Here is a 24226-nt window from a genome sequence, read left to right on the forward strand (position 1 = left end):
CGGGGCCGGTCAGCGAGGGATTCCTCAGCGACCGGTCCACTGCGGGGGTCGCTTCTCGGCGAAGGCGCGGGCGCCCTCGGCGGCGTCGGCGGAGTCCTTGAGCGACGCGATGATGGGCCGCTGGACGGCGAACGCCTCGGCGTCGGAGAGGCCCTCGGTCTCCCGCAGGATGCGGGTGACGGCGGCGAGGGCGAGCGGTGCGCTGGTGGCGATGCGCTCGGCGAGGTCGAGGGCGGCCTCGAGCGACTGGCCGGGTTCGGTGGCCTCGACGGCCAGCCCGAGCTCGGCGGCCCGGGCGCCGTCGATCGGTTCGCCCGTGAGCATCATCTGCAGGGCGAGGGCGCGCGGGATGCGGCGCGGCAGGCGGAAGACGCCGCCGGCCCCGGCGACGAGGCCGCGGGTCACCTCCGGCAGCCCGAGCCGGGCGTCCCGGGCGGTGACGACGAGGTCGCACGCGAGGGCGAGCTCGAGTCCGCCGCCGAGGGCGTATCCCTCGATCGCGGCGATCAGCGGGGTGGCGACCTCCGCCTCGACCAGGCCGCCGAAGCCGCGGCCGGGCACGGTGGGGGTCTGCCCGGCGGCGAAGGCCTTGAGGTCCATGCCGGCGCTGAAGACGCCGGCGCTGCCGGTCAGGACGCCGACGCGCAGGTCCGGCCGGGCGTCGAGTTCGGTGGTCGCCTCCGCGAGGGCGGTGGCCAGGCCGAGGTCGATGGCGTTGCGGGCGTGCGGGCGGTTGATCGTCATCACCATCACCGCGCCGTGTTCGGTGACGAGCAGCGGGCGGTCGTCGGTGGTGTCGGTGGGGTTCACGTCGGTGCTGTTCATGGGGCGATTCTCCGGGTGTCGAGGGTCGTCAGTGGGACGTGCCGGTCGCGGCCAGCCCGGTCGCGGCGTCGTCGGTGGCGGTGTATTCGGTGTCTTCGTCGCCGTGTTCGCGGGCGGTGGCCGTCGCGGTGATCGGCGTGCGGCCGGCGGTGCTGTCCTCGGCCTCGCGGGTCAGCGCCGCGATCCTCGCGTCGTCGTAGCCGAGGGTGCGCAGGACGTCGACGGTGTCGGCGCCCAGAGCGGCCGGGGTCCGGCGGATGGTCACCGGGGTGTCGGAGAAGATCATGCCCGGCAGTGGGGACCGGAAGGCGCCGAGCGTCTCGTCCTCGACGACGGGCACGAGGCCGCCGCTGGTGACGTAGTCGTCGTCCATCACGGTGTCCAGGTCCGCGACGGCGGCGAAGGGGATGCTGCGGGCGACGCACAGCTCCTCCCACTGGGCGGTCGTCCGCTGGGACGCGCGCTCGCGGATGAGGGCGTACAGGTCGACGTAGTGCCGGGCGAGGGCGGCGTTGGTGGAGAACCGCTCGTCGTCGGCGAGGTCGTCCTCCCCGAGCGCGGCGAAGAAGTCGTGGATGTTCTTCGGGGTGTAGGGCAGGATGCAGGCCCAGCCGTCGGCGGTCTCGTAGGCACTGTGGCCGGCGGAGAGGGACCGGGGGAAGCCGGCCGGGCCGAGTGCCGGCTGGAAGGTCTGCCCGGCGAGGTGTTCGACCAGGTTGAAGGAGAGCAGGACGTCCGTCATGGGGACCTCGATGTGCTGGCCGCGGCCGGTGGCGCGCTGGTGGAGCAGGGCGGCGAGGACCGAGTAGACGATGGTCAGGGCGCACACCTTGTCGGCCAGGATCGTCGGGGCGTAGGTGGGGCTGCCGGTCGCACGGCGCATCAGGTCGGTCATGCCGCCGGCGGACTGGACGATCTCGTCGTACGCCGCGTGGTCGGCGCGGGCGGAGTCGGAGCGGAAGCCCTGCGCGCTGCAGTGGATGAGCTTCGGGTTGACCTCGGCGAGGCTCTCGTGGTCGAAGCCGAGGCGGCGAAGGGCGGCGGGTCGCATGTTGGTCACGAGCACGTCGGCGGTCGCGATCAGATCGAGGATCGCCTGCCGGCCGTCCGGGTCCTTCGCGTTCAGCCGCACGTTGCGCTTGTTCCGGTTGACGTTGAGGCTGAGCGGCCCCATGCCCTCCCCGGGCTGGGGCTGGGTGCGGCGGCTGACGTCGCCGGCGGGCGGTTCGACCTTGATCACGTCGGCGCCGAGGTCGCCGAGGAGCTGGGTGGCGTAGGGGCCCATCACGACGGTGGAGAGGTCGATGACCCGGACGCCGTCGAGGGCGCCGGGGGTGAGGGGGGTCTGGTCGGGCGTCATGCCGCACCTTTCGTGATGCTTAGGTTGTCTCACTGAATCCAGGAATCACGCTAGGCGTAATCTTTCGCAAATGGCGATAAAGCTACCCATATGGGTAACCCGCGGAGCTAGGCTCAATGGATGGCTGAGGACGACGGCGACGCTGGCACCGGCGGAAGCACGGACGCGGGCGACTCGACGCGGCGGACGCATCACCGCACCGTGGACCGCGTCGTGCGGATCCTCGAACTCGTCGTCGCGGTGCCGGACGGGGCGACGCTGACCGAGCTGGCGCGGGAGCTGACAGCACCGGTGTCCTCGGTGCAGAAGCTGGTGAACGGTCTGGTGGCGACCGGGTACGTGACGGAGTCGAACCACCGCTTCACGCTGGGACCGGCGGTCTTCTACCTGACGCACCGCGCCGCCGCGCGGCCACCGGTGCTCAGCGTGCGGCACGCCGACCTGGAACGGCTGCGGGCGGAGACCGGGGCCTCGGCCATCCTGGCGGTGCGGGTGGGCGCGGAGTCCGTGTACATGGACTGGGCGAGCACGGACGAGGCCTTCAGCTTCCAGATCAGCATGCAGAGCCGGGCGCACCTGACCGAAACGGCGGTGGGTCGGGTGCTGCTCGCCCACCTCGAGCCGGGCGAGCGGCGTCGGATCGTCGCGGCGCACCTGCCGCCCGAGGAGGCGGTCCGGATGCTGGATCGGCTGGCCGGTATCCGCGAGAGCGGGTACGAACTCGGGTTCTCCGGCGCGCGGCTGCCCGAGGCCCGGGCCATCGCGGTGCCCGTGCTCGAGGGCGGCCACGCCGTGGCGGCGGTGTCGTTGACCAATCACCGCTCCTCGGTGAGCGACCGCGCCCTGACGGCGCACCGACGGCTGCTGCGGGCCGAGGCGGAACGCTGGGCGCAGCGCTGACGCGGTCCCCGGATGCCGCCCGAGCCGCATCAGGTCCCGAGTACGTTCGTCCCTGTTCGGGGCCTCGCGCCAGATCCCCGCAATCGGTATGGAAGTTCGGGACCGGGTGCGAGGTCGGTGCCCGCGTGCGGGCCGGTCTCAGGGACTGGTGGTCGGGATGAACCCGGAGCAGATCACGCGCAGCAGCGTCATCCGGTCGCCGTCGAGGTCGTAGTACGCCGTCTGCTCCACGACATGGTCACCTCGGGGATTGCGGACGGTCATCCGGTAGCTGATCCGGTGCCGGTCGACGACGTCGTCCTCGCTCGTCCCGAGGACGGCGGTGATCTCGTCAGCGTCCTCGAACCAGTGGCCGAGCAGGACGTCCACCACCTCCTGGGCGTGGTCCGCCTCCCAGAAGCGGTGCGGCGTCATGGCCCGGAAGTCGACGTCGGGGGAGAGCACCGCGGCCAAGGCGGTGCGGTCCTTCGCTGCCAGAGCGCGCACGTAGCGGACTCCGGCGTTTGGGGTCGTCGTGATGCACCTCTCGGGCCGGTGGATCGCGTGCTGTTCAGACCGTGATACGGGGCGGAGTGCCTCGTTGTCAACAAGCCTGCTGTGGATCGGACACGCCAGCAAGGTATTCGTCGTCCACAGGATGTGCGCCGTCTTTTCCCTTGTCAGAGCGGGTATGCGAAGTTATCCACTGGTGAATCCACATCGTCGTCCCCATGGCGTGCACAGTTGTCCACGGCGTTTTCCACAGTGTGCGGCGTGTCGCCCACAGGGCAGCCGCCGGGCGGTGGACGGTGAGGTTGGTGCTCCCGCCGGTGGGGGCTAGCGTGGCCCTGTCCTCCCCTCGGCAGTCGTCGTCCACACCTTCGTGATGGGCTCGATCGGACCCTCGTGATCGCCTTCCGGATCGCCGTGATCGATCGGGTGCGGGATGGGGTTGCGGGTTCTGTCGGTGGACGGCGGTAGACCGGGAGTACCACGGACGGAGTCCTCGCGGACGCCCGTCGTGAGGACAGACAGCAGGACGTACATCAGGAGCAGAGGGGTCGGCGTGTCGATCGGGGAACTGGATCGGGAACAGCGGTCGAGGCAGGACGAGTTCTCGCGCACCCCGCCGCAGGACCTGGTGGCCGAGGAGAGCGTCCTCGGCGGCATGATGCTCTCGAAGGACGCCATCGCCGACGTCGTCGAGGTGCTCAAGGGCAGCGACTTCTACCGGCCCGCGCACGAGAACATCTATGACTCGATCGTCACGCTCTACGGCAAGGGCGAGCCGGCCGACGCCGTCACCGTCGCCGACGAGCTGAACAAGCGCGGCGAGCTGTCCCGCATCGGCGGCCCCGCCTACCTGCACACCCTCATCTCCTCGGTGCCGACCGCCGCGAACGCCGGTTTCTACGCCGAGATCGTCCGTGAGCGTGCGGTGCTGCGGCGGCTCGTGGACGCGGGCACCAAGATCGTGCAGCTCGGCTACTCCAGCGACGGCGAGGTCGACGACCTGGTCAACGCCGCGCAGGCGGAGATCTTCTCGGTGGCGGACACCCGCTCCAACGAGGACTACGCGCCGCTCTCGGCGATCATGGAGCACACGATCGACGAGATCGAGTCCGCGTCGGGCCGCAGCGAGGGCATGCTCGGTGTGCCCACCGGCTTCTACGAGTTCGACGAGCTGACCCACGGGTTCCAGGCCGGCCAGATGATCGTCATCGCCGCACGTCCGGCGGTCGGCAAGTCGACGTTCGCCCTGGACATCGCCCGGTCCGCGGCGATCAAGCACGAGCTGCCCACCGTCGTCTTCTCTCTTGAGATGAGCCGCAACGAGATCGCCATGCGCATCCTCTCAGCAGAGGCGACCATCAACCTGCAGGACCTGCGCAAGGGATCGCTGCGGCAGGAGCACTGGACCAAGATCGCGGCCGTGTCGCAGAAGCTCAACGACGCGCCGCTGTTCATCGACGACTCCCCGAACATGTCGCTGATGGAGATCCGCGCCAAGTGCCGGCGCCTCAAGCAGAACCACGGCCTCAAGCTCGTGGTGCTGGACTACCTGCAGCTGATGTCCTCGGGCAAGCGCGTCGAGTCGCGTCAGCAGGAGGTCTCCGAGTTCTCCCGTGCGCTGAAGCTGCTGGCCAAGGAGCTGGAGATCCCGGTGATCGCCCTCTCCCAGCTGAACCGTGGCTCGGAGCAGCGCACCGACAAGCGGCCGATGGTCTCGGACCTGCGTGAGTCCGGCTCGATCGAGCAGGACGCGGACATGGTGATCCTGCTGCACCGCGAGGACCTCTACAACAAGGAGTCGGAGAAGGCAGGCAGCGCGGACATCATGGTCGCCAAGCACCGTAACGGCCCGACGAAGAACATCGAGGTCGCCTTCCAGGGCCACTACTCGCGGTTCAACAACATGGCCCCGGATGGGATGTAGGGACCGCGAAGCCCGGATGCAGGGTCCGTGCGCGCAACGCGCTGAGTTTCTCGTGAGTTTCTGTCTTCATCGAGCGTCATGTCGTGATAGAAACTTCCCATGAAACTTGCCACCTTGGCGGACTCGCTCCAGCAGATCGTCGACGGCGCCACCGCAGGTTCTCTTGAAACCGACGTGCTGGACTTCAAGCGAGATCCGCACACGGTGACCGGCCCGGGGGCGCCGGGCAACCCTCAAGCACGCCTTGTCGAGGAGTTGGTCGATGCCGTGGTCTGCTTCGCCAACGCTCGAGGGGGTCGGATCGTACTCGGAGTCGACGATCGCTTGCCAGGCCCGGATGCCTTTCTCGGCACTAAGGTCGACCCCGCATTCCTGCGGAGCAAGGTTTACAACAACACCAGGCCACAGCTGACCGTACCGATCGACGAGGTGGAGTTTGCGGGCACCCGCCTTCTCGTGATCACGGTTCCTGAGGGTCTTGACTTGGTCACTGACACCAAGGGCAAGGCGCTGGGTCGTAATGGAACGTCCTGCGCGCCCCTGTCCGAGGATGCCAGGCGGGCGTTGGCCCACGAACGTCGCAATCCTGATCTCACAGCCCGTCCGTCCGATCGAAGTTGGCGCGACGTATCCGCGGCAGCGATGCGGCAGGCGAGAGAATTCCTGAAGCGGATGACCGACCTCCGGCACCAGATGGCAGACCTAGATGACCTGACACTGCTCCGAGCACTCAACGTGGTCGACCGCGACGATCGACTGTTGATCGCCGGCGAGACCCTCTTTTGTGATCCCGAGCAGGACGCGCTTGACCTGTTGACCCGATCAGCTGCGGGTGCTGAGCCCTCCGTTCGCCGATTGCGCGAACCCCTGGTGCTGCTCCTACCTCGCGCGCTCGAAGCGACGCGGGGCAGCATCGATCCGGAAGTGGCGCATATCGGTCTGAGCGGTGGACAGGAGGTTGCACTTCCCGACTTCTCTCCGATCGCGGTAGACGAGGCGGTCACCAACGCACTCGTACATCGCGATTACTCCCGGCCCGAGCGGGTGGTGATCGATCATTCCCCTACAGCCTTGCGTGTATGGTCTCCCGGTGGTCTGCCCTTCGGCGTCACGGAGGATCGACTGCTGAGCACCGTCTCGACGCCCCGAAACCCAACGCTCATGTCGGCCATGCAACAACTCGGACTGGCGGAGCGCGCCTCCCGCGGCATCGATCGAATGTTCCGCGAGCAAGTGCGTGTTGGTCAGCAGGTTCCAGGGATTCGCGCTGATGAGTACTCGCTTGAGGTCTACTTCTCCAGCGGTGCTCCAAACCGAGCGTTCGCTGGCTACATAGCGACTCTGCCAACTTCGTTGCGCGAGAACGTCGATGCCATGCTCTCGCTGGTGCACCTGTGCCAACGCTCGACCCTGACGCTGATCGACGCCACCCGGCTACTGCAGGTCACCGCACCCGAAGCGCGAGATCGACTCGATGGGCTGGCTTCGGGTCCCTCGGCTCTGCTTGATCGCGATGGCGACGCACGCCGGGGCGAGAGATGGAGACTACGGCCCAACGTCGCGCGCGCACTGGGAACCGCTGTGCAGCATCGTGCACGTGCGAGTTCGGCACGACCGCGCGTGGAGGCGCATTTGAGGGAGTACGGCTGGATCACCAACAAGACGATTCGGAACATGTTCGACCTGGACGTTCAACAGGCCAATCAAGTCCTCAATGAGCTTCGAGCGGCCAACGTCTTGGTCAAAGATCCTGACGGTCCGAACCGGGGCCCCGCGATCCGCTGGCTCCCAGCAAAGGCGAAGAAGGACCGATGATGGAGAGGGGTGCTGTGTGACCGGACCTGTCAGCAGTTGTGTCTCGAGCCGCAGCACCGTCCGGTCGGCGGACGATAACGAGGCCGATGATGCCGGCCGCTGCCAGAACCAACGGCGTCCGGTGTCTGTGACGCTGCACAAGGTTCACGGGAAGGTCTGTCGATCGTGGCACCACTGAACGAGACACCGTGAAAGGCCGTCCGACCTCGCCGCGGTGAAGGAACGCACCGCCCGAGATCACAACGCGGGCTACCTCCAAGCCATCCGACCGCGACGGTCCGGCGGCGATGGCAGGCGCCTACGACACACCACCGGCTCAGCCGGCGGCCTCCGCCTTCAGGTCCGCGACCATCTCCTTGGCCTCCTGCTTCGACCCGGCGGACGGGGTGGAGCCCCACAGGGCCTGCCCGTTGGACTCGGGCACCCGGTGGATGGAGACCAGGCCGATGACGCCGGCGGTGATCAGGTAGTAGGCCGGCCACATCAGGTCACCGGTCGCGCCGACGAGCGCCTTCATCACGGTCGACGTCGTACCGCCGAACAGCGAGACGGAGATGTTGAACGCGATCGACAGGGCGCCGGCCCGCACCACGGTCGGGAACAGCGAGGGCAGCGTCGACGGCATCGTCGCGCTGAAGCAGATCAGGCTCAAGCCCATGATCAGCAGCCCGGCGAGGACGCTGACCTCACCGGTGCCGCGGATCAGCAGCAGGGACGGGATCGACAGCGCGATCAGGGCCACCGAGCCGATGCGGACGATCAGCTTCCGCCCGAACCGGTCGGAGAGCCTGCCGATGATGGGGATCATCACCACGCACACGGCCATCACGATGATCTGCAGGATCTGCGACGTCACCGGGGAGATGCTGACCGAGCCCTGGACCCGCTCGATGTCGGGGAAGAAGGTCGGCATATACGCGGTGAGCATGTAGTTGGTGACGTTCCACGCCAGCACGAGGCCGATGCAGGCGAGCAGGTTCGGCCACAGGGAGAAGATCTTCTTGAACTCGCCGGCGACCTTGTGCTCCTTCTCGCGGTCCTCCGACTCCTTCTCCAGCTGCAGGTACGCGGGGGTGTCCGCGAGCTTGGACCGCAGGTAGACGCCGACGAAACCCAGGGGCAGGGCCAGGAAGAACGGGAGCCGCCAGCCCCAGGACGTCAGCGCCTCGGCGGGCAGCAGGAGACCGACGAGGGTGGCGATGGTGGCGCCGAGGAGGTAGCCGACGAAGGTGCCGACCTCGAGGAGGCTGCCGAGGAAGCCGCGGCGGCGGTCCGGCGCGTACTCGGCGATGAACGTCATCGCGTTGCCGTACTCGCCGCCGGTCGAGAAGCCCTGCACCAGCCGGCAGGCCAGCAGCAGGAACGGGGCGCCGATCCCGATGGCGGCGTAGCTCGGCAGCACGCCGATGGCGAAGGTGCCCAGCGCCATCATGATCATGGTCACCGCGAGCACCTTGTTGCGCCCGATGCGGTCCGCCAGCGGTCCGAAGAACATCCCGCCGAACGGGCGGACCAGGAAGGCCACGGCGAACAGACCCGCGACGATGATGCCACCCGCCACCCCCGCGTCCTTGGGCAGGAAGACCCCCTCGATGGTGGTCTGCAGGTAGCCGTAGACGCCGAAGTCGTACCACTCGGTGACATTGCCGATGGCGGCGGCCGCGATGGCCCGCTTGATCACGTCGGGCTTCGTGACGGTGATGTCCTCGACGCGCCACCGTCGACGGACGTTATCGGGACCGAACATGGGGACCGCTGCCTTTCGTGGGAACCACTCCCGGGCGGAGCAGGTCCACCCTACGCCCGGGCGGGATCGGCCGGCAGGGGCCCGGAACGCCGTGAAAACGTCCCCCATCCCGGGAATGCCGGGCCTCCGGGCGGCCTTGTGATGGGTGAGCATCCCGCTCCATCGTGAAGGAGAACACATGGCACGCATCACCGTGATCGGCGGCACCGGGTACGCCGGCGCCCACCTCGTCGCCGAGGCCGCCCGCCGCGAACACACCGTCACCGCGATCAGCCGCACCGTCCCCGACGAGCAGCTCGACGGCGTCACCTACCGGGCGGGATCCATCACCGACGACGCCGTCGCCGCGGCCGCCGTGGACGCCGACGTCGTCATCGTGACCGTCTCCCCGCGGGGCACCATGGCCGGGCAGGTGGCGCCCGCCGCCGAGAACGTCGCCCGGCACGCGCAGCGCAACGGCACCCGGTTCGGGATCATCGGCGGGGCCGGTTCGCTGCGGGTGGCGCCGGACGGACCCCGGCTGATGGACACCGCCGAGTTCCCCGACGCCTTCAAGGCCGAGGCCGAGGAGTTGACCGACGTCCTCGACTGGCTGCAGCAGCAGGACGAGGCGCTGGACTGGTTCTTCGTCAGCCCGGCCGCCGGCTTCGGCGCCTACGCGCCCGGTGAGGCCACCGGAACCTATCGCACCGGCGGCGACGTGCTGCTGACCGACGAGAACGGCCAGTCGGATCTCTCCGGGGCCGACCTCGCGACCGCGATCGTCGACGAGATCGAGCAGCCGGTCCACCACCGGCAGCGGTTCACGGTCGCGTACTGAGGCCGCTGCCGATGACGACGCCGGGCGGCGAGCACGCGCACGAGGCCGAGCGGGTGCTCGCCGGCGGCAACATGGGACCGGTGAGCCGGCGCGGCGACGTCGTCCTGCGGACCACCGGCCCGTGGACCCCGGCGGTCCACCACCTGCTCGCCCACTGCCGTGCGCAGGGGATGGACGGCGTGCCCGAGCCGCGTGGCGTCGAGACGGACGAGCGGCACGGGGAGCGGGAGGTGCTCGAGTACGTCGACGGGGACGTGCCCGCCTACCCGATGCCGCCCTGGTCGTGGACCCCCGAGGCCCTCGATTCCGCCGTCGACCTGCTGCGCCGCTTCCATCGGGTGTCCGCGACCGCGGACCGGACCGGCCCGTGGCGCTCGGCGGTCCACGAGCCGGTCGAGGTCGTCTGCCACAACGACGCGGCTCCGTACAACATGGTGTTCCGGGACGGCCGCGCGGTGGGGTTGATCGATGTCGACCACGCCTCGCCCGGTCCGCGGATCTGGGACCTCGCCTACCTCGCGTACCGGATCGTCCCGCTGACCATCGACCGGGCGGACGGCTTCACCGACGCCCAGCGCCAGGCGCGCCTGAACCGTGTGCTGACGACGTACGGCGAGCCGGCCATCACCGCCGATCGCCTGCTCGAGACGGCGGCCGAGCGACTCGACGAGCTCGCCGTGTTCTCCGTGGCGAAGGCGGTCGAGCTGGACAACCCGGAGCTGGCCGACCACGCCGCGCTCTACGAACGCGACGCGATGGCCATCCGGGCCCGGCTGTCGGCCCCCTAGCGGGGCGTCGTCGCCGCCGTCTCCAGCGCCGCCAGGGACCGGTCGAGGAACTCGGGCTCGAACGGCGGGACGTTGACGTACTGACGCAGCTTCTCGGGTACGGCCGACCAGTCGTAGGTCAGCGTCACCTCGGTGCCGGTGCCGGTGCCGGTGCCGGTCGGTTGCAGGTCGTATCGCCACGTCCAGCCGCCGGAGCGGACGGCGCCGTCGTGTTCCTGGCCGGGCCGCCAGGCGATCGTCCGGTCCGGTTCGAGCGCGATCACCGTGTTGTGCATGACGTAGTCCCCGCCCGCCCCGGTGTGGAACATGTTCATCGCGAACACCTGACCGACCGCCGTCAGCCGCTCCGTGTCCCGCGCGTCCCGCACCCAGTCGGTAGGTTCGGTCTCCTGGTGGCGGGACGGGTCGGTCAGGACGGCGAAGACCGCCGCGGGCGGGGCATCGATCGTGCGGGAGCGGACGTACCGCTCCTCGGGGGGCGCCTGCGTCATCGGGTCACCTGCGGGGCGACCGCGCCGCGCTCGCCGGCGGTGGCAGCGGTGCTGGTCGTGCCGCTCGTGCGCGCCGGCGTGGGATCGGACGTGCCGTCCGGTCCGTACAGCCGCGCGATGTCGGGGGAGTCCAGCCACCCCTCATACGTGGTGTTGCGCGGCCACCCGGCGGGGGAGTCCTGCCACTCCTCCTGCCGGCCCCACGGGAGCAGGTCGATCAGCGGGAAGGTGTGCGTCAGTTGCTCGGTGCCGCGACCGTCCGTGTGCCAGGTGCGGTAGACGGTGTCCCCGTCGCGCAGGAACACGTTGACCGCGAACCCGGCGCCCGCGGGGGCGCCCATGTCCGCGCCGAACGGGCTGTCGGCGGTGGAGTACCAGGTCATCTTGTTGCCCACGGTGTCGCGGTAGGCCAGGGCCTCGTCGATCGCCCCCTGCGTGACGACGACGAACCGGGCGTCGTACGTGTCCAGGAAGTCCAGCCTCGTGTACTGGGACGTGAAGCCGGTGCACCCGCCGCACTGCCACTGCTCCCCGGGGAACCACATGTGGTGGTAGGTGATCAGCTGGGACCGGCCCTCGAAGACGTCGGCCAGCCGTACCGGTCCGTCCTCACCGGCGAGGGTGTACTCGGGCAGCCGGACCATCGGCAGCCGGCGGCGCTGGGCGGCGATGGCGTCCAGCTCGTGGGTCGCCGCCTTCTCGCGGAGGCGCAGCTCGTCCAGCTGCTCCCGCCAGGTGTCCGCGTCGACCACCGGAGGCAGTGCGGTAGGGGTGGCGTTCATGTCCATCTCCTCATCGGTCGTGAGTCACAGATCGCCGGATGCAGCGCCAATGTGGACACTGTACACATACAGTGGCACAGGCCTGGCGGAGGTTCAATGGGTAGCATCGCCAGCATGACCACCATGACGATTGCCCGGGTCCCCGAGGCCAACGCTCCCTTCGAGATCACCGAGGTCGAGGTCCCCGAACCGGGTCCCGGCCAGGTCCGCGTGCACGTGCGCGCCTGCGGTGTGTGCCACTCCGATTCCCTGACCGTGGCCGGTGCCATGGGCAACGACTTCCCGCGCGCGCCCGGCCACGAGGTGGCCGGCGAGATCGATGCCCTGGGTGACGGGGTGAGCGCCTGGAAGGCCGGCCAGCGGGTCGGCGTCGGCTGGTTCGGTGGCTGCGACTTCACCTGCGATTCCTGCCGCCGCGGCGACTTCATCTCCTGCGAGAACGGTCTGGTCGCCGGCATCGCCTACGACGGTGGCTACGCGGAGTACATGATCGCGCCCGCCGAGGCGCTGGTGAGCATCCCCGACGACCTCTCCGACGTCGACGCCGCCCCGCTGCTGTGCGCGGGTGTGACGACGTTCAACGCGCTGCGTGAGTCGGTCGCCCGGCCCGGCGACGTCGTCGCCATCCTCGGCGTCGGCGGCCTCGGCCACCTCGGCATCCAGTACGCCGCCAAGATGGGCTTCGAGACCGTCGCGATCGCCCGCGGCACCGACAAGGAGTCCCTCGCCCGCGACCTCGGCGCCCATCACTACATCGACTCCACGGCGTCGGACGTCGCGGAGGAACTGAACAAGCTCGGCGGCGCGTCGGTCGTGCTCGCCACCGTGACGGTGCCGGACGCGATGACGCCGGCCCTCGGTGGTCTGCGCCCGCGCGGCCAGCTCGTGGTCGTCGGTGCCTCCGCCGACCCGATGCAGGTGCCGCCCTTCGCGCTGATCCCCGGGTCCACCGCCGTCCAGGGTCACGCCTCCGGCACCTCGAAGGACTCCGAGGACGCGCTGAAGTTCAGCGTCCTGACGGGCGTTCGGCCCTCCATCGAGACGATGCCGCTCAAGGACGCCCAGGCGGCCTATGACAAGATGATGGCCGGCGACGCGCGGTTCCGGATGGTGCTCACCACCGGCGAGTGATCGCCGACGACTGAGTAGGCGACATGCCGTATGCCTCATGGGGCATACGGCATGTCCCTTCTCCGTCCCCGTTACTCAGCGGCCCAGGCAGGTGCACACGCACGCTCGATTGCCCTCGGCGTCCGCAAGGACGGTGAAGGTGGGTGCCGGGGAGTCGTCGACGACCGTGCCCCCGGCGGCGACGGCGGCCGCGATGCGCTCCTCGGCGACGTCGTGCGGCACCCACACATCGAGGTGGAACCGCTGCCGCGGCGTCTCGTGCGGATCCGTGTGCTGGAACCAGACCAGCGGCGTCTGTCCGGTCCGGTCCACCACGTCCTCGCCGTCCACGTTCTTGGCCGACCCCGTGAGCAGGGCCGCCCAGAAGGGCCCGAGCGCGGCGACGTCCGCGGTGTCCAGTCCGAGTTCGACGAGGGCCAGCTTGTGCGGCGTCGCCTCGACGCCCAGCCCGGCGGCGATCTCGCTGATGCGACGCGCCAGGTCCACGTCGCGGTCGGTCACCCCGCCGGCGTCGTGGCTGAGCAGGCGGAACTCGACCGAGCCGTAGTGCAGGCTGATGTCCGGATGGTGATCGGCCTGCTCGGCCGCCTGTCCCGCGGCCTCCACGAGCGCGAGCCCGGTGCGGAATTCCCGCGTCCGGTAGCGCGCGTGCAGGCCCTGAGCGAGGCGCCGCCAGTCGGTCAGGGAAGCGTCGAGGATCTGGCTGACGGTGAGGGTCTCCATGCCGTCATCGTGGCAGGGATCGGCGCACGCGGACAGGGAGGGCGGTCAGTTCCGGTCCGCGGTGCGGAACCGTCCTCCCGCTCGCCGGCGAGCGGGTGCCTCAGGTGAGGATGCGGTAGGTGCTCCACCCGGATCCGACGAGGATGCGCGGTGCGAACCGGCCACCGATCAGCGGGTAGTAGGACAGGCCGCCGTCCACCGCCGTCCGGGCGAGGACACCCGTACTGCCGGCTCCGGCGAAGCCGAACACCACGGAGACGGACGAGATGCCGTTCCAGCCACGGCCCAGCACGGCCCGGGCTTCCGGCACGAAGCCGCCCGCGCCGTTGCCGCGGTAGAGCAGCAGTAGCCCGTCGGTGCGTTTGGCGATGAGGTCCTGGCGGCCGTCCCCGTCGACGTCGACCATGGTCGTGGTCATCGTGCCCCACCCGCGCCCGATCACCGTGCGGGCGCCGAGCCGGTTGCCGACGTTCGGGTACTGGTACAGCACCCCGTCCGGGCCGCGGGCGATGATCGACGTCGCGCGTCCGTTGACCCAGGGGCCGGGCGTGATGGCCCATCCGTTCCAGCCGGTGCCCAGCAGGACTCCCGCGCCGAGGCCCGGCGTCGATCGACCGGGATAGAACCAGAGGGTGCCGTCCGTGTGGCGGCCGATCACGTCGAGCCGGCCGTCACCGTTCCAGTCGACGACGGCGCCGCTGGTCACGCCGCCCCAGCCGGTGCCGACCGCGACCCGGGCTCCCAGCGTCCCGCGCCCGGTGGCCGGATAGCTCCAGAGGGTCCCCGCGGGGTCGATCGCGCCGAGGTCGGCCGCCGTCGCGAAGGCGGGACGTGGCGGCGTGCTGAAGTACTGCTCCATGGTCGCGATGCCGCGGTTGCGCATGTCCGCGGCCAGGGCGGGGCCGACGTAGCGCAGGTGCCACGGCTCCCACGTGTACCCGGTGATCGCGGTGTAGCCGTTCGGGTAGCGGACGATGAAGCCGTACCGCCACGCGTTCGCGGCGACCCAGCGGCCACCCGGGGTGTTGCCGAAGCAGCTGCCGTCCGCGTTGCCGACGTCCACGGCGAGTCCGGTCTGGTGCTCGCTGTGCCCGGGGTGCGCGGAGATCGTCTCGGCGTACGCCAGGCCGTACTGGTTGACGTAGCTGGCGAACAGGGCGGCCTGCTGGTCGTAGGAGCGGTAGGCGCTGACCGTTGCCAGGGGCGACCCGGCCGCGGCCGCGCCGGCGTAGAGCCGACCGAGGGCGGACGAGGTGACCGACCGCATCTGGTGACCGCCGGGACCCCACACCAGGTCCGGCGGCACGTAGCGCAGCGGGTTGAGCGGCCGCTGCTTGTTCACCAGCACCTGCACGTTGGTCGGGTCGCTGATCGGCGTGGCCGCGACGGCACCGCCGATGCCGACCAGCTGCAGGGCCGCGACGACCACGGCGACGAGCGCCGCGAGACGACGCGGCGCGACGGCGGACCAGCGGCGGCGCCCCACGGCCGCCGGGTTCGAGGAACAAGGGAGAAGGTGGTCAGCAGCGACCATGGCGATGCCTCATCGACTCGATGCACACGCCCCCATTGGCGGTGCGACCCGCCGTCAGCCTACTCGCGGAGGGTGGCGGCGGGACCGGCGGCGGGACAGGATGGGCGCGGACGGATGACGCGGCCGTTCGCGATGGGAGGGCGACCATGCAGAGCCGGTTCGATGCGGAGGTCTGGCACTGGCGCGGCCCCGCGCCCTTCCACTTCGTCAGCCTCCCGCCGGCGGTCGCGGAGCAGGTCCGCGACCTCGCCGCTGACGTCACCTACGGCTGGGGCATGATCCCTGCCCGCGCACGGATCGGCGCGACGACGTGGTCGACGGCCATGTATGCCAAGGACGGTACGTACGCGCTCCCGGTCAAGGACGCGGTGCGGCGGGCGGAGAGCATCGACCTCGGGGATACCGTCACCGTCCTCCTCGACGTCCCGGGCACGTGAGCCGCGTCGGCTCCGGCGCTGACTCCGCTGCACACCTTCGGCTGCGGTGAAGCGGTCGCGTGGGACGATCGAGCGATGGCCACCACGACGATCACGGACGAGCTGGTCACGGCGCTGACCGCGGCCGTGACGGTGGCGACCGGCCGTGCGGCGCGCCTGGACCCCGGCTGGCGTCCGCCGGTGCAGGGCGCCGTCGGCCATCTGCTCGGCATGCGCCTCGAGGCCGAGCACGCTCCCCTCGTCGTCAAGCTCTTCCCGCCGGCCGCCCGGGACCGGGCGGTCACCGAGGCCCGAGCGATCGCGACCGCAGGCCTGCCGGGCGGCATCGTGCCCCGGGTCCGTACCGAGGGCCGGTTGCCCGGCGGCACGTCCTTCCTCCTCATGAGCCGACTGCCCGGGGACCGCTGGGCGGACCGGCGACCCGCCCTGACGACGGCGGAGCGCGCGAGTGTGGTCGCGCAGGTCGGCGTGCTCGCCCGTCGGTTGCACGCCGTGACCGACGACCGCTTCGGCCCGTTCGCAGGCGGGGGTGGTGTCCACCCGTCGCTGACCGACTGGACCCGGGCCCTGGTGGAGGGGACGGTCGCGACGTTCCGGGCCGCCGGCGGCCCGGACGACCTGGCATCCGGTGTCGAACGGCTGGCGGCGGCGACCGTTCTGGACGACGCGGTGCCGCCGGCGTTCTGCCATCAGGATCTGAACGGCGGCAACATCCTGCTGAGCAGTGATCCCGGAGGACCTCCCCGGATCAGCGGAGTCGTGGACTTCGAGCGCGCCGAGTGGGCGGACCCGGTCCACGACCTGGCGCTGACGGTGATCCACCTGATGCACGAGGGCGAGGAGGGCCTCGTGTCGACGCTGCTCGAGGCGTACGGCGGTCTGGACGACGCCGCGCAGTCCCGGCTCACCCTGCACGTGGTGCTGCGGATGGCGTCCGAGTGGGCCTGGGTGATCACCGACCGGCCCGCCGACTGGAGGCCCAAGACCGCGACCCTGGCCGCCTGGATCGGCGACCGGACCTGAGGTCAGTGCCGGCGCCGCCGGGCCCGCAGGAGCAGGGCGGCCGGAATCGCCGCGAGGCCGGCGAGGACGAGCACCGGCATCCCGTTGATGACGCCGATGCCGCCGAAGCTGTTGATCGACGCGACCGACCCGACCGACCCGATGGACGCGATCGAGCCGGTGGAGCCGATCGATGCGACGGATCCGATCGAGGCGACCGAGCCGATGGAGCCGATCGATGCGATGGACCCGATGGAGCCTGCCGAGGCGATGGACCCGATGGAGCCTGCTGAGGCGATGGACCCGGCGGAGCCCAGGGAGGCGAGTGATCCCGTCGAGGCGGAGGTGGTCATGGCTCCATCATGCCGCCGCCGTGCCGAGGTCATGCCATGCCCGGGGTTGTGCCCGTGCCGTGCCGGCGTCAGCGGCTGAGCCGGCGCGCGAGGAACGCGGTGCCGAGGGCGAGGACGGACCACACCGCCATCGAGAGCGCCATCGGGACGGCGGTGTGCTGCCCGGCGATGCCCGTCAGCGGGCTGACCAGGCCGCCGAGCACGAACTGCAGCAGGCCGAGCACCGCCGCACCGGCGCCGGCCAGCCCGGGCACCCGGCTCTGTGCCTGGGCCACCGCGTTGCCCATGATGAAACCGATGGCCGTCTGCCCGATCAGCAGCTGCACCAGGGTCATCCACCCGGTGATGCCGCTGAGGATGAGTACGAGGCCGACGAGGTTGACGGCCGCCATCACCGTGACGGCGACGCGCAGGATGGCTGCCGGCTCCACGCGATCCACGAGGCGGGCGTTGATCAGGCCGCCGGCGATGGCGCCGCACGCGTTGACGGCGAACGCCACGGAGTACGCCAGGGCGGAGAAGCCGAGCACGTTCTGGATCACGAACGAGGACGCGGAGATGTACGAGAAGAGGGAGCCGAACGAGAAGGCGAACGTGAGGGCGTACGCCATGAAGGACCCGTTCCGCATCACCCGCATCGACAGGCCGAGGACGCTGCGCAGCGCGTGGTGCCGGGCCGCCGGGGGCAGGGTCTCGGGTACCACGACCACCGAGCAGACCAGCATCAGCAGCCCGAAGACGGTGAGCGCCCAGAACACCGCCTGCCACGGGGCCACCGTCGCGATCACCCCGCCGAGCAGCGGCGCGACCACGGGGGACACCGAGGTGATCGTGGCCAGGATCGAGTAGAGCTTGGCGGCCTGCCGACCGGTCGCGATGTCCGCGACGATGGCCCGGGCGATGACGACGCCGGCGGCCCCGGCCGCGCCCTGCAGGGCCCGGAGCGCCATCATCACGCCGATGCTCGGCGCGAAGACGATGAGCACCGAGCAGAGCAGGAAGAGGGCGTTGCCGGCGACGAGCAGCCGGTGGCGACCGAGCACGTCCGAGACGGGTCCGATGAAGAACTGGCCGAGGGCCATGCCGACCATGTACGTCGTCAGGGTCAGCTGCACGGCCGAGGCGGAGGTGCCGAACCAGGTGCTCAACCCCGGCATCGACGCCAGGTACATGTCCGTGGCGAGGGGGCTGACCGCGCTGAGGATCCCGAGCGCACCGATCAGCACCGCGCGATCCCGGCCGCCAGTCAGACGCAGGCGGGACTGCACGGGCTCGTCGGGGGTCGCGGAGGTCATGGGGTCCTTCGGGCAGGGAGGCGCGTCGCCTCCATCTCTAGCACGCCGGCCGCGGACCGTGGATGTCCGCGGCACCTCGTGACCGGCCGCACGGCCGCGAGCCTGCTGACGCCTCCCCAAGCGGACAGGGAGGTGGGTGCATCCGGAGGGGACCCGCGGGCGGTAGCAGGAGTGTCCCGACCCCCTCGGACCGGCTCACGCGCCGGTTCCCTTCTCCCGGAGGAACCACCATGCGCACCACCCTCGCCGCCGCGGCCGCTCTCGGCCTCGCCACCGTCACCCTCGCCGCCGCGGCTCCCGCCACCGCCGCCGACGGTGACGCCCAGCTCTCCGTCCTGCACGCCGTGCCCGGCACGACCGTCGACGTCTACGTCGACGGTGCGCTCACGCTCGATGACTTCACCCCCGGCTCCCTGGCCGGGCCGCTACCCGTGCCGGCCGGCTCCCATCAGCTGGCGATCACCGCGCCCGACGCCGCGGACGCGTCGTCGCCGATCATCGGACCGGTCGCCGCGGACCTGAAGGCCGGCGGCGACTACACGGCCGTCGCGCACCTCACCGCCGCCGGCAAGCCCGGGGCGACGTTGTTCACCAACGACACGTCGACGGTGCCCGCCGGTCAGGCGCGGCTCACCGTCCGGCACGTCGCCGCCGCGCCCGCGGTCGACGTGCTCGCCGGCGGCAAGGCCGTGCTGAGCGGGCTGACCAACCCGAAGGAGGCATCACTCGAAGTGCCCGCGGGAACCGTCCCGGCGGCCGTCGCGCTCGCCGGCACCACGCAGCCGGTGATCGGGCCGGCGGACCTCGCCCTCGGCGAGGGCACGACGACCGTCGTGTACGCGTGGGGCTCGGCCGCCGACGGCAACCTCGCGCTGGCGACCCAGACGGTCGGCGGCATGCAGCAGAACCCGAACGGCGTGCCGGCGGGCACGACCGGTGCCGCGGCCGAACCGAGCCCGGCGCTGGTGGCCGGCGGCATCCTCGGTGTGGCGGCGCTCGGCGGCGCGCTCGTGCTCTCCCGGCGAGCTGCCCGCGCCCGCGCCTGACGCCCGGCTCCGGTCCGTGACCCATCCCCACGACCCTGCCGGTGCCGTTCCCCCACGGCACCGGCAGGGTTCTCCCTCCCCGTCGAGGGCCCGCGCGTCCAGGGCCCGTGCGTGGGCCTTCCGCGATGCCCCACGTGCGATGGCGGGCAGCGGCGGGGACCCGCAGGACCGCCCGCTCCCCTCCTTCCTCCCGACCCGCGGCGCTGCCGCGCTCGCCGTCGCCGGTCTCACCCTGCTCGGATCCGTCTCGGTGGCCGCACTCCCGGCGCCCGAACCGGGCGCGCCCGACGGACTCACCCTCGCCGCCCCGACGTCGTCGTCCGCCAGCGTGCCGGCACCGGGCCGGCCGACACTCTCGAGCCAGCCGCCGGTCCGGCCGACCGCCGCGCCGCAGTCGCTCGTCCTCGGCCGCATTCCGGTGGTCCCGGCCGCGCCCCGCCCGCCCCGCGTCACCGCGACGCCGGTCGAAGTGCGCGCCGCCGGCCAGGACCTGGTCCTGCCCGTCGACCCGATGGGCGTCGACGACCGCGGTGCCCTGGCCATCCCGCGGACACCGGGGCGGATCAGCTGGTACCGGTACGGGCCGGCGCCGGGTGACACGGCAGGGTCTGCCGTCTTCGCCGGTCACGTCGATGCGCCCTGGGGGAAGACGCCGCTGTACCGGATCAAGGATCTGCGGCCCGGCGACACCGTCGACGTCCTGCTCAGCAGTGGCCGGGTGCTGCCGTACCGGGTCCGGGCCGTCGACGCCGTCGCGAAGACGCGCCTGAGCGACACCGATCTGTTCCGGCGCGACGGTGCACCCGTGCTGCGCCTGGTCACCTGCGGCGGCCCGTGGCTGCCGGACCGGCAGGACTACCGTGACAACGTCGTCGTCACCGCCGAACCCCTCCGGTGAGGTCTTCCGTATACTCGCCCGCAAGCAGGCACGCGTCCGGCCCCGACTGCATGGATCGGGGCGGTCGAGCACGGGAGTCGGCATGACGCACACCGCGCCGGTGTGGGACGCCGCGGCCGATCCGCGGTTCCGGGAGGGCGACCCGGAGGTGCTCGAGCGTGCGTTCCGGCACTGCGGCGCCGTCGTGCGCGGCCTGGCCCTGCGCGCGGTCCGCGACCCGCACCTGGCGGACGACGTCGTCCAGGACGTGTTCGTGCGCGCCTGGACCTATCGGGCGAGCTTCGACCCGGAACGGGCTGCTCTGCCCGCGTGGATCATCGGCATCACCCGCCGCGTGATCGTCGACCGGGCACGGCAGGTGGCCAGCGACCGGGACCGGACGACGGACCTGGACCCCGGGACGGACGCCGCCGTGCCGACCGAGGACGAGGTGGAGTCGGCCGTCACGAGGCTCGTGGTCCGCGACGTGCTCGCCACCCTGCCGGACCCGCCGCTCTCCTTCCTGCACCTCGCCTTCTACGAGGACCTGACCCACCGGCAGATCGCCGACCGCACGGGCGTCCCGCTCGGTACGGTGAAGAGCCACCTGCGCCGGGGGCTGCTCGACCTGAGACGACGGATGGAGGCGAGCCGTGAATCATCTGGATGGTGAGACCATCGCTCTCCTCGCCCTCGGGGAGGACGTCGGCGCCGACGCCCGGTCCCACCTGGACGGCTGTGCCCGCTGCCGGGCCGAGGTGGCCGAGTTGCGCGCCCTCACCGACGCGGCGCGGGCGGCGCGACCGGGCTCCGGCCCGGACCTCGAGCCGCCCTCGGACGCCGTGTGGGCGCGGATCCGCACGCGGATCGACGACGACGCCGGGGCCGGCGCGGCCGGTGAGCATCCCGGTGTCGCCGGGGCCGAGCCGTCGGCCGCCGCCACGTCCCGGCAGGCAAGCGTTCGGCCCGCGTCCCGGCCGGGCGCACGGCCGGCCGGCCCGCCCGCCGAACCGGGCGCGTCGCGATCCCGGGCGGCAGCCTCGTCGTCCACCCGGCCGCCCGGCCGCCGTCGGCGCCGCCCGGGGGCGCGGACCTGGAGCTTCCTGGCTGGTGCGGTCGTGGCCGCGCTCGTCGTCGTCGCCGTCGTCTGGACGATCGCCGTCCGGCCGACCGATCAGGTCCTCGCCTCCGCCCATCTGGCCCCGCTGGCCTCCTCCACCGGCTCGACCGGCTCCGGCTCCGCGGAGTTGCAACGGACGGCCGACGGCGTCGAGGAACTGCGGCTGCAGACCGACGGCGACCGGGTGCGCGGCTACCCCGAGGTGTGGCTCATCGCGAAGGACGGCAAGCGCATGGTCAGCCTGGGCACGCTGCAGGGCGGGTCGGCGGTGCTGCCGGTGCCGGCCGGCCTGGACGTGCACGACTACGCCACCGTGGACGTCTCGGACGAGCCCTTCGACGGAAATCCGGCCCACTCCGGCGACTCGATCCTGCGTGGCTCGCTCGCGTTCTGACAGACGCCCTCACGTCGGCTGCAGGACCCGCCAACTCGTCAACAGAGGCACGAACGAGCCCGAATTCCGCCCGGATCCGACATCTATTGACGAGCCGGCGCCTGGTTCGCTGGCGGCTCCGCCGCGGCGTGCCGGCCGGACGGGCGCGAGAGCCGGCCCGGCCACCAGATGGCCGGCCCGATCTGGTACGTCAGCGCCGGGACCAGCAGGGTGCGGACGACGAAGGTGTCGAGCAGCACGCCGAACGCCACGATGAACGCGATCTGCAGCAGGAACAGCACCGGGATCACCGCAAGTGCCGCGAACGTCGCCGCCAGCACCACGCCGGCGGACGTGATGACGCCGCCCGTCACCGCGAGCCCGCGCAGGATGCCCGGCCGGGTGCCGTGTCGCAACGACTCCTCCCGCACCCGCGTCATGAGGAAGATGTTGTAGTCGATCCCCAGCGCCACCAGGAACACGAAGCCGAACAGCGGCACGGACGGGTCCGCACCCGGCAGGTTGAGCACCTGGTTGAACACCACCGCGGAGACGCCGAGCGCCGTCGCGAAGGAGATCACCGTGGTGAGGATGAGCAGCACCGGGGCCAGCACCGATCGCAGCAGCAGCATCAGGATCAGCAGGATCACCACCAGGGTGATCGGGATGATCAGCGTCCGGTCGTGGATCGACGTGTCGTTGGTGTCGATCGCCGTCGCCGTCTCGCCGCCGACGAGGGCGAATCCGGCCATGTCGGAGCGCAGGGAGCGCACCGTGCTCTCGGCGGCGGCACTGTCCGCCGGATCGGTCAGGGTGGCCTGGAGGAGCACGTCGCCGTCCGCGACCGTCGGAGCCGGCGCCGGCGTGCCGGGCCGCCCGACCGCGCCGATGCCCCGCTCCGTCACCGGCGCGGAACCCGACGGCGAGTCGGCGCTGGTCACGGTCACGGCGTCGACGCCGTCGTTGGCCAGCAGCACGTCCGCCGCGCGCTGCAGGTCCCCGCGGGCGACTATCACCGAGGCGGGCGAACCGGAGCCGCCGGGGAAGTGCTCGGCGAGAGCCTTCTGTCCGTCGCGTGCGTCCGAGGTGCCGATCACCAGGTCGCTCTGCGGGACACCGTCCGCGCGCAGGCCGGTGATGCCGGCGGCCCCGGCGAGCAGCAGGACGACGCAGGTGATCCACACCGTCCGCGGCCGGCGGGCGACGAGCCGGCCCACCCGGGCGTAGAGGCCGCGCGGGTCGATCGCGTTGTGCCGGTGCTCCGGCTCGTACCTCGGCCGGCGCGGCCAGTACGCGGCGCGGCCGAAGGCGAACAGCAGGGCAGGCAGCAGGGTGAGGGCGGCCAGCATGGAGAAGACGATGCCGAGGGCGGCAACCGGTCCGAGCGACTTGTTCGAGTTCAGGTCCGAGAGCAGCAGGCACAGCAGGCCCGCGATCACGGTTCCCCCGGAGGCGGCGATCGGCTCGACGGCGCTGCGCCAGGCCGCGAGCGTGGCGGCCCCCTTGTCCGGATTGGACCGCAGCTCCTCCCGATAGCGGGCGGTGTAGAGCAGCGAGTAGTCCGTCGCCGCGCCGATCACGAGGATGAACAGGATGCCCTGGGTCTGGCCGGTGAGGGTGAGGATGCCGGCCTTCGCCAGCCACCACACCACCAGCAGGGCGACACAGAGGGCGAACATGCTGGTGGCGAGCACGGCCACCGGCAGCAGCAGGGACCGGTCGACGATGACGAGGATGACGAGCACCGCGGCCAGGGCGACCAGCAGGAGCACCCCGTCGATGCCGGCGAACGCGCCGACGAGGTCCGCGGTGAACCCGGCCGGCCCGGTGACGTGCACGGTCACGCCGTCGGGAGCGGCCTCGGTGAGGCGCTCGCGGATCTGGTCGACGACGTCGGCGATCTCGCCCGAGGAACTGACCGGGACGAAGGCCTCGACGGCGCGCCCGTCCTCCGAGGGGATCACGGGGGAGACGCCGTCCTCGACGCCGTCGACCTCCGTCAGGCCGGCGACGGCGGTGGTCAGCGCCTGCCGGTCCTGCGCGGTCAGCGCCCGATCGGCCGTCATGACGGCGACGGCGGGCAGGGCGTCCGAGGAAGTGAAGTCGCCGAGCCGGTTCTGCACCTTCGTGGCGTCGGCGCTCGCGGGCAGGAAACTCGTCTGGTCGTTGGAGGAGACCTCGTCGACCTTGCCGAAGTACGGTCCGCCGACCCCGGCGGCCACCAGCCAGATCAGGATCAGCAGCGCCGGGACGACGACGCGGACCACGCGGCCGCCGGGGCGCCAGCCGGTCCCCCTGCTCGTTCGGGTGACGTCCGGTGCTCGCGTGCTCATCGTTCTGCTCTCTCGTCGACCTCGTCTGATCTCTCGCCAAGCTAGCAAATCGCTCGGC

23 protein-coding genes are annotated in these 24226 nt (G+C 71.2%); 12 read left to right on the forward strand and 11 right to left on the reverse strand.

Annotated features, from left to right (window positions below; genetic code table 11):
- Window positions 1-24: 24 nt before the first annotated feature.
- Entirely contained in the window at window positions 25-825 is an 801-nt protein-coding gene (locus BGP79_RS07375; protein WP_076694206.1) for a crotonase/enoyl-CoA hydratase family protein, read from the reverse strand.
- Window positions 826-853: 28 nt separating this feature from the next.
- Window positions 854-2185 (reverse strand): CaiB/BaiF CoA-transferase family protein, encoded by a 1332-nt coding sequence (locus BGP79_RS07380; RefSeq protein WP_076694208.1) that lies wholly within the window; start codon window positions 2183-2185, stop codon window positions 854-856.
- Between the two features lie 120 nt (window positions 2186-2305).
- On the opposite strand from BGP79_RS07380, the gene BGP79_RS07385 reads away from it, so the two are divergent.
- The gene (locus BGP79_RS07385) at window positions 2306-3085 is read left to right on the forward strand and encodes an IclR family transcriptional regulator (RefSeq protein WP_083701677.1); all 780 of its coding nucleotides are present in this window, start codon (window positions 2306-2308) and stop codon (window positions 3083-3085) included.
- 138 nt (window positions 3086-3223) lie between these two features.
- On the opposite strand, the gene BGP79_RS07390 is transcribed toward BGP79_RS07385, so the two are convergent.
- A complete protein-coding gene (locus BGP79_RS07390; RefSeq protein WP_083701678.1) occupies window positions 3224-3571 on the reverse strand; it encodes a hypothetical protein in 348 nt (115 codons plus the stop codon).
- A gap of 559 nt (window positions 3572-4130) precedes the next feature.
- Here BGP79_RS07390 and dnaB point away from each other — a divergent pair.
- Window positions 4131-5501, forward strand: coding sequence for a replicative DNA helicase (gene dnaB, locus BGP79_RS07395; RefSeq protein WP_076694209.1), 1371 nt, complete (start codon window positions 4131-4133; stop codon window positions 5499-5501).
- A gap of 99 nt (window positions 5502-5600) precedes the next feature.
- Entirely contained in the window at window positions 5601-7316 is a 1716-nt protein-coding gene (locus tag BGP79_RS07400) for an RNA-binding domain-containing protein (RefSeq protein ID WP_076694211.1), read from the forward strand.
- Between the two features lie 316 nt (window positions 7317-7632).
- Here BGP79_RS07400 and BGP79_RS07405 read toward each other — a convergent pair whose 3' ends face one another.
- Window positions 7633-9063 carry an MFS transporter gene (locus BGP79_RS07405; protein ID WP_076694214.1) on the reverse strand — a complete coding sequence of 477 codons (1431 nt, stop codon included), beginning with the start codon at window positions 9061-9063 and terminating at the stop codon, window positions 7633-7635.
- Between the two features lie 178 nt (window positions 9064-9241).
- On the opposite strand from BGP79_RS07405, the gene BGP79_RS07410 reads away from it, so the two are divergent.
- Together BGP79_RS07410 and BGP79_RS07415 are read left to right on the forward strand one after the other, a co-directional pair.
- Window positions 9242-9883 carry an NAD(P)-dependent oxidoreductase gene (locus BGP79_RS07410; protein ID WP_076694216.1) on the forward strand — a complete coding sequence of 214 codons (642 nt, stop codon included), beginning with the start codon at window positions 9242-9244 and terminating at the stop codon, window positions 9881-9883.
- A gap of 11 nt (window positions 9884-9894) precedes the next feature.
- Window positions 9895-10671 (forward strand): phosphotransferase, encoded by a 777-nt coding sequence (locus BGP79_RS07415; RefSeq protein WP_076694218.1) that lies wholly within the window; start codon window positions 9895-9897, stop codon window positions 10669-10671.
- Here BGP79_RS07415 and BGP79_RS07420 read toward each other — a convergent pair.
- Window positions 10668-11162, reverse strand: a complete 495-nt coding sequence (locus tag BGP79_RS07420; RefSeq protein ID WP_076694221.1) for an SRPBCC family protein — start codon at window positions 11160-11162, stop codon at window positions 10668-10670. The two genes, BGP79_RS07415 and BGP79_RS07420, sit on opposite strands and share 4 nt — an antisense overlap.
- Entirely contained in the window at window positions 11159-11944 is a 786-nt protein-coding gene (locus BGP79_RS07425) for a DUF899 family protein (protein ID WP_083701730.1), read from the reverse strand. Before BGP79_RS07425 ends, BGP79_RS07420 begins: the two co-directional genes overlap by 4 nt.
- Window positions 11945-12058: 114 nt before the next feature.
- Here BGP79_RS07425 and BGP79_RS07430 point away from each other — a divergent pair, with 114 nt between their 5' ends.
- Window positions 12059-13075 (forward strand): alcohol dehydrogenase, encoded by a 1017-nt coding sequence (locus BGP79_RS07430; RefSeq protein WP_076694736.1) that lies wholly within the window; start codon window positions 12059-12061, stop codon window positions 13073-13075.
- Window positions 13076-13150: 75 nt separating this feature from the next.
- Here BGP79_RS07430 and BGP79_RS07435 read toward each other — a convergent pair whose 3' ends face one another.
- Window positions 13151-13798, reverse strand: a complete 648-nt coding sequence (locus BGP79_RS07435) for a 4a-hydroxytetrahydrobiopterin dehydratase (protein WP_076694223.1) — start codon at window positions 13796-13798, stop codon at window positions 13151-13153.
- A gap of 100 nt (window positions 13799-13898) precedes the next feature.
- On the reverse strand, window positions 13899-15332 hold the full coding sequence (locus BGP79_RS07440) for a D-alanyl-D-alanine carboxypeptidase family protein (protein WP_083701679.1): 1434 nt from the start codon (window positions 15330-15332) through the stop codon (window positions 13899-13901).
- A gap of 146 nt (window positions 15333-15478) precedes the next feature.
- Here BGP79_RS07440 and BGP79_RS07445 point away from each other — a divergent pair, with 146 nt between their 5' ends.
- The gene (locus BGP79_RS07445) at window positions 15479-15769 is read left to right on the forward strand and encodes a DUF1905 domain-containing protein (RefSeq protein ID WP_076694225.1); all 291 of its coding nucleotides are present in this window, start codon (window positions 15479-15481) and stop codon (window positions 15767-15769) included.
- A 75-nt stretch (window positions 15770-15844) separates the two neighbouring features.
- Window positions 15845-16792 (forward strand): phosphotransferase family protein, encoded by a 948-nt coding sequence (locus BGP79_RS07450; RefSeq protein ID WP_076694227.1) that lies wholly within the window; start codon window positions 15845-15847, stop codon window positions 16790-16792.
- A gap of 2 nt (window positions 16793-16794) precedes the next feature.
- On the opposite strand, the gene BGP79_RS07455 is transcribed toward BGP79_RS07450, so the two are convergent.
- On the reverse strand, window positions 16795-17124 hold the full coding sequence (locus BGP79_RS07455; RefSeq protein WP_076694229.1) for a hypothetical protein: 330 nt from the start codon (window positions 17122-17124) through the stop codon (window positions 16795-16797).
- A 68-nt stretch (window positions 17125-17192) separates the two neighbouring features.
- On the reverse strand, window positions 17193-18419 hold the full coding sequence (locus BGP79_RS07460; protein ID WP_198928444.1) for a multidrug effflux MFS transporter: 1227 nt from the start codon (window positions 18417-18419) through the stop codon (window positions 17193-17195).
- 230 nt (window positions 18420-18649) lie between these two features.
- On the opposite strand from BGP79_RS07460, the gene BGP79_RS07465 reads away from it, so the two are divergent.
- From BGP79_RS07465 to BGP79_RS07480, 4 genes are all read left to right on the forward strand, one after another.
- Window positions 18650-19465, forward strand: coding sequence for a DUF4397 domain-containing protein (locus tag BGP79_RS07465; protein ID WP_076694231.1), 816 nt, complete (start codon window positions 18650-18652; stop codon window positions 19463-19465).
- A gap of 139 nt (window positions 19466-19604) precedes the next feature.
- Window positions 19605-20363: a class F sortase gene (locus tag BGP79_RS16150; RefSeq protein WP_083701680.1), complete on the forward strand. Its 759-nt coding sequence runs from the start codon at window positions 19605-19607 to the stop codon at window positions 20361-20363.
- Window positions 20364-20445: 82 nt separating this feature from the next.
- A complete protein-coding gene (locus BGP79_RS07475; protein ID WP_076694233.1) occupies window positions 20446-21015 on the forward strand; it encodes an RNA polymerase sigma factor in 570 nt (189 codons plus the stop codon).
- Window positions 20996-21856: an anti-sigma factor gene (locus BGP79_RS07480; protein WP_076694235.1), complete on the forward strand. Its 861-nt coding sequence runs from the start codon at window positions 20996-20998 to the stop codon at window positions 21854-21856. Before BGP79_RS07475 ends, BGP79_RS07480 begins: the two co-directional genes overlap by 20 nt.
- Window positions 21857-21939: 83 nt before the next feature.
- On the opposite strand, the gene BGP79_RS07485 is transcribed toward BGP79_RS07480, so the two are convergent.
- A complete protein-coding gene (locus BGP79_RS07485) occupies window positions 21940-24168 on the reverse strand; it encodes an MMPL family transporter (protein WP_083701681.1) in 2229 nt (742 codons plus the stop codon).
- Between the last annotated feature and the right edge of the window lie 58 nt (window positions 24169-24226).

The sequence above is a fragment of the Tersicoccus sp. Bi-70 genome (assembly GCF_001968825.1).
GTDB lineage: Bacteria > Actinomycetota > Actinomycetes > Actinomycetales > Micrococcaceae > Tersicoccus.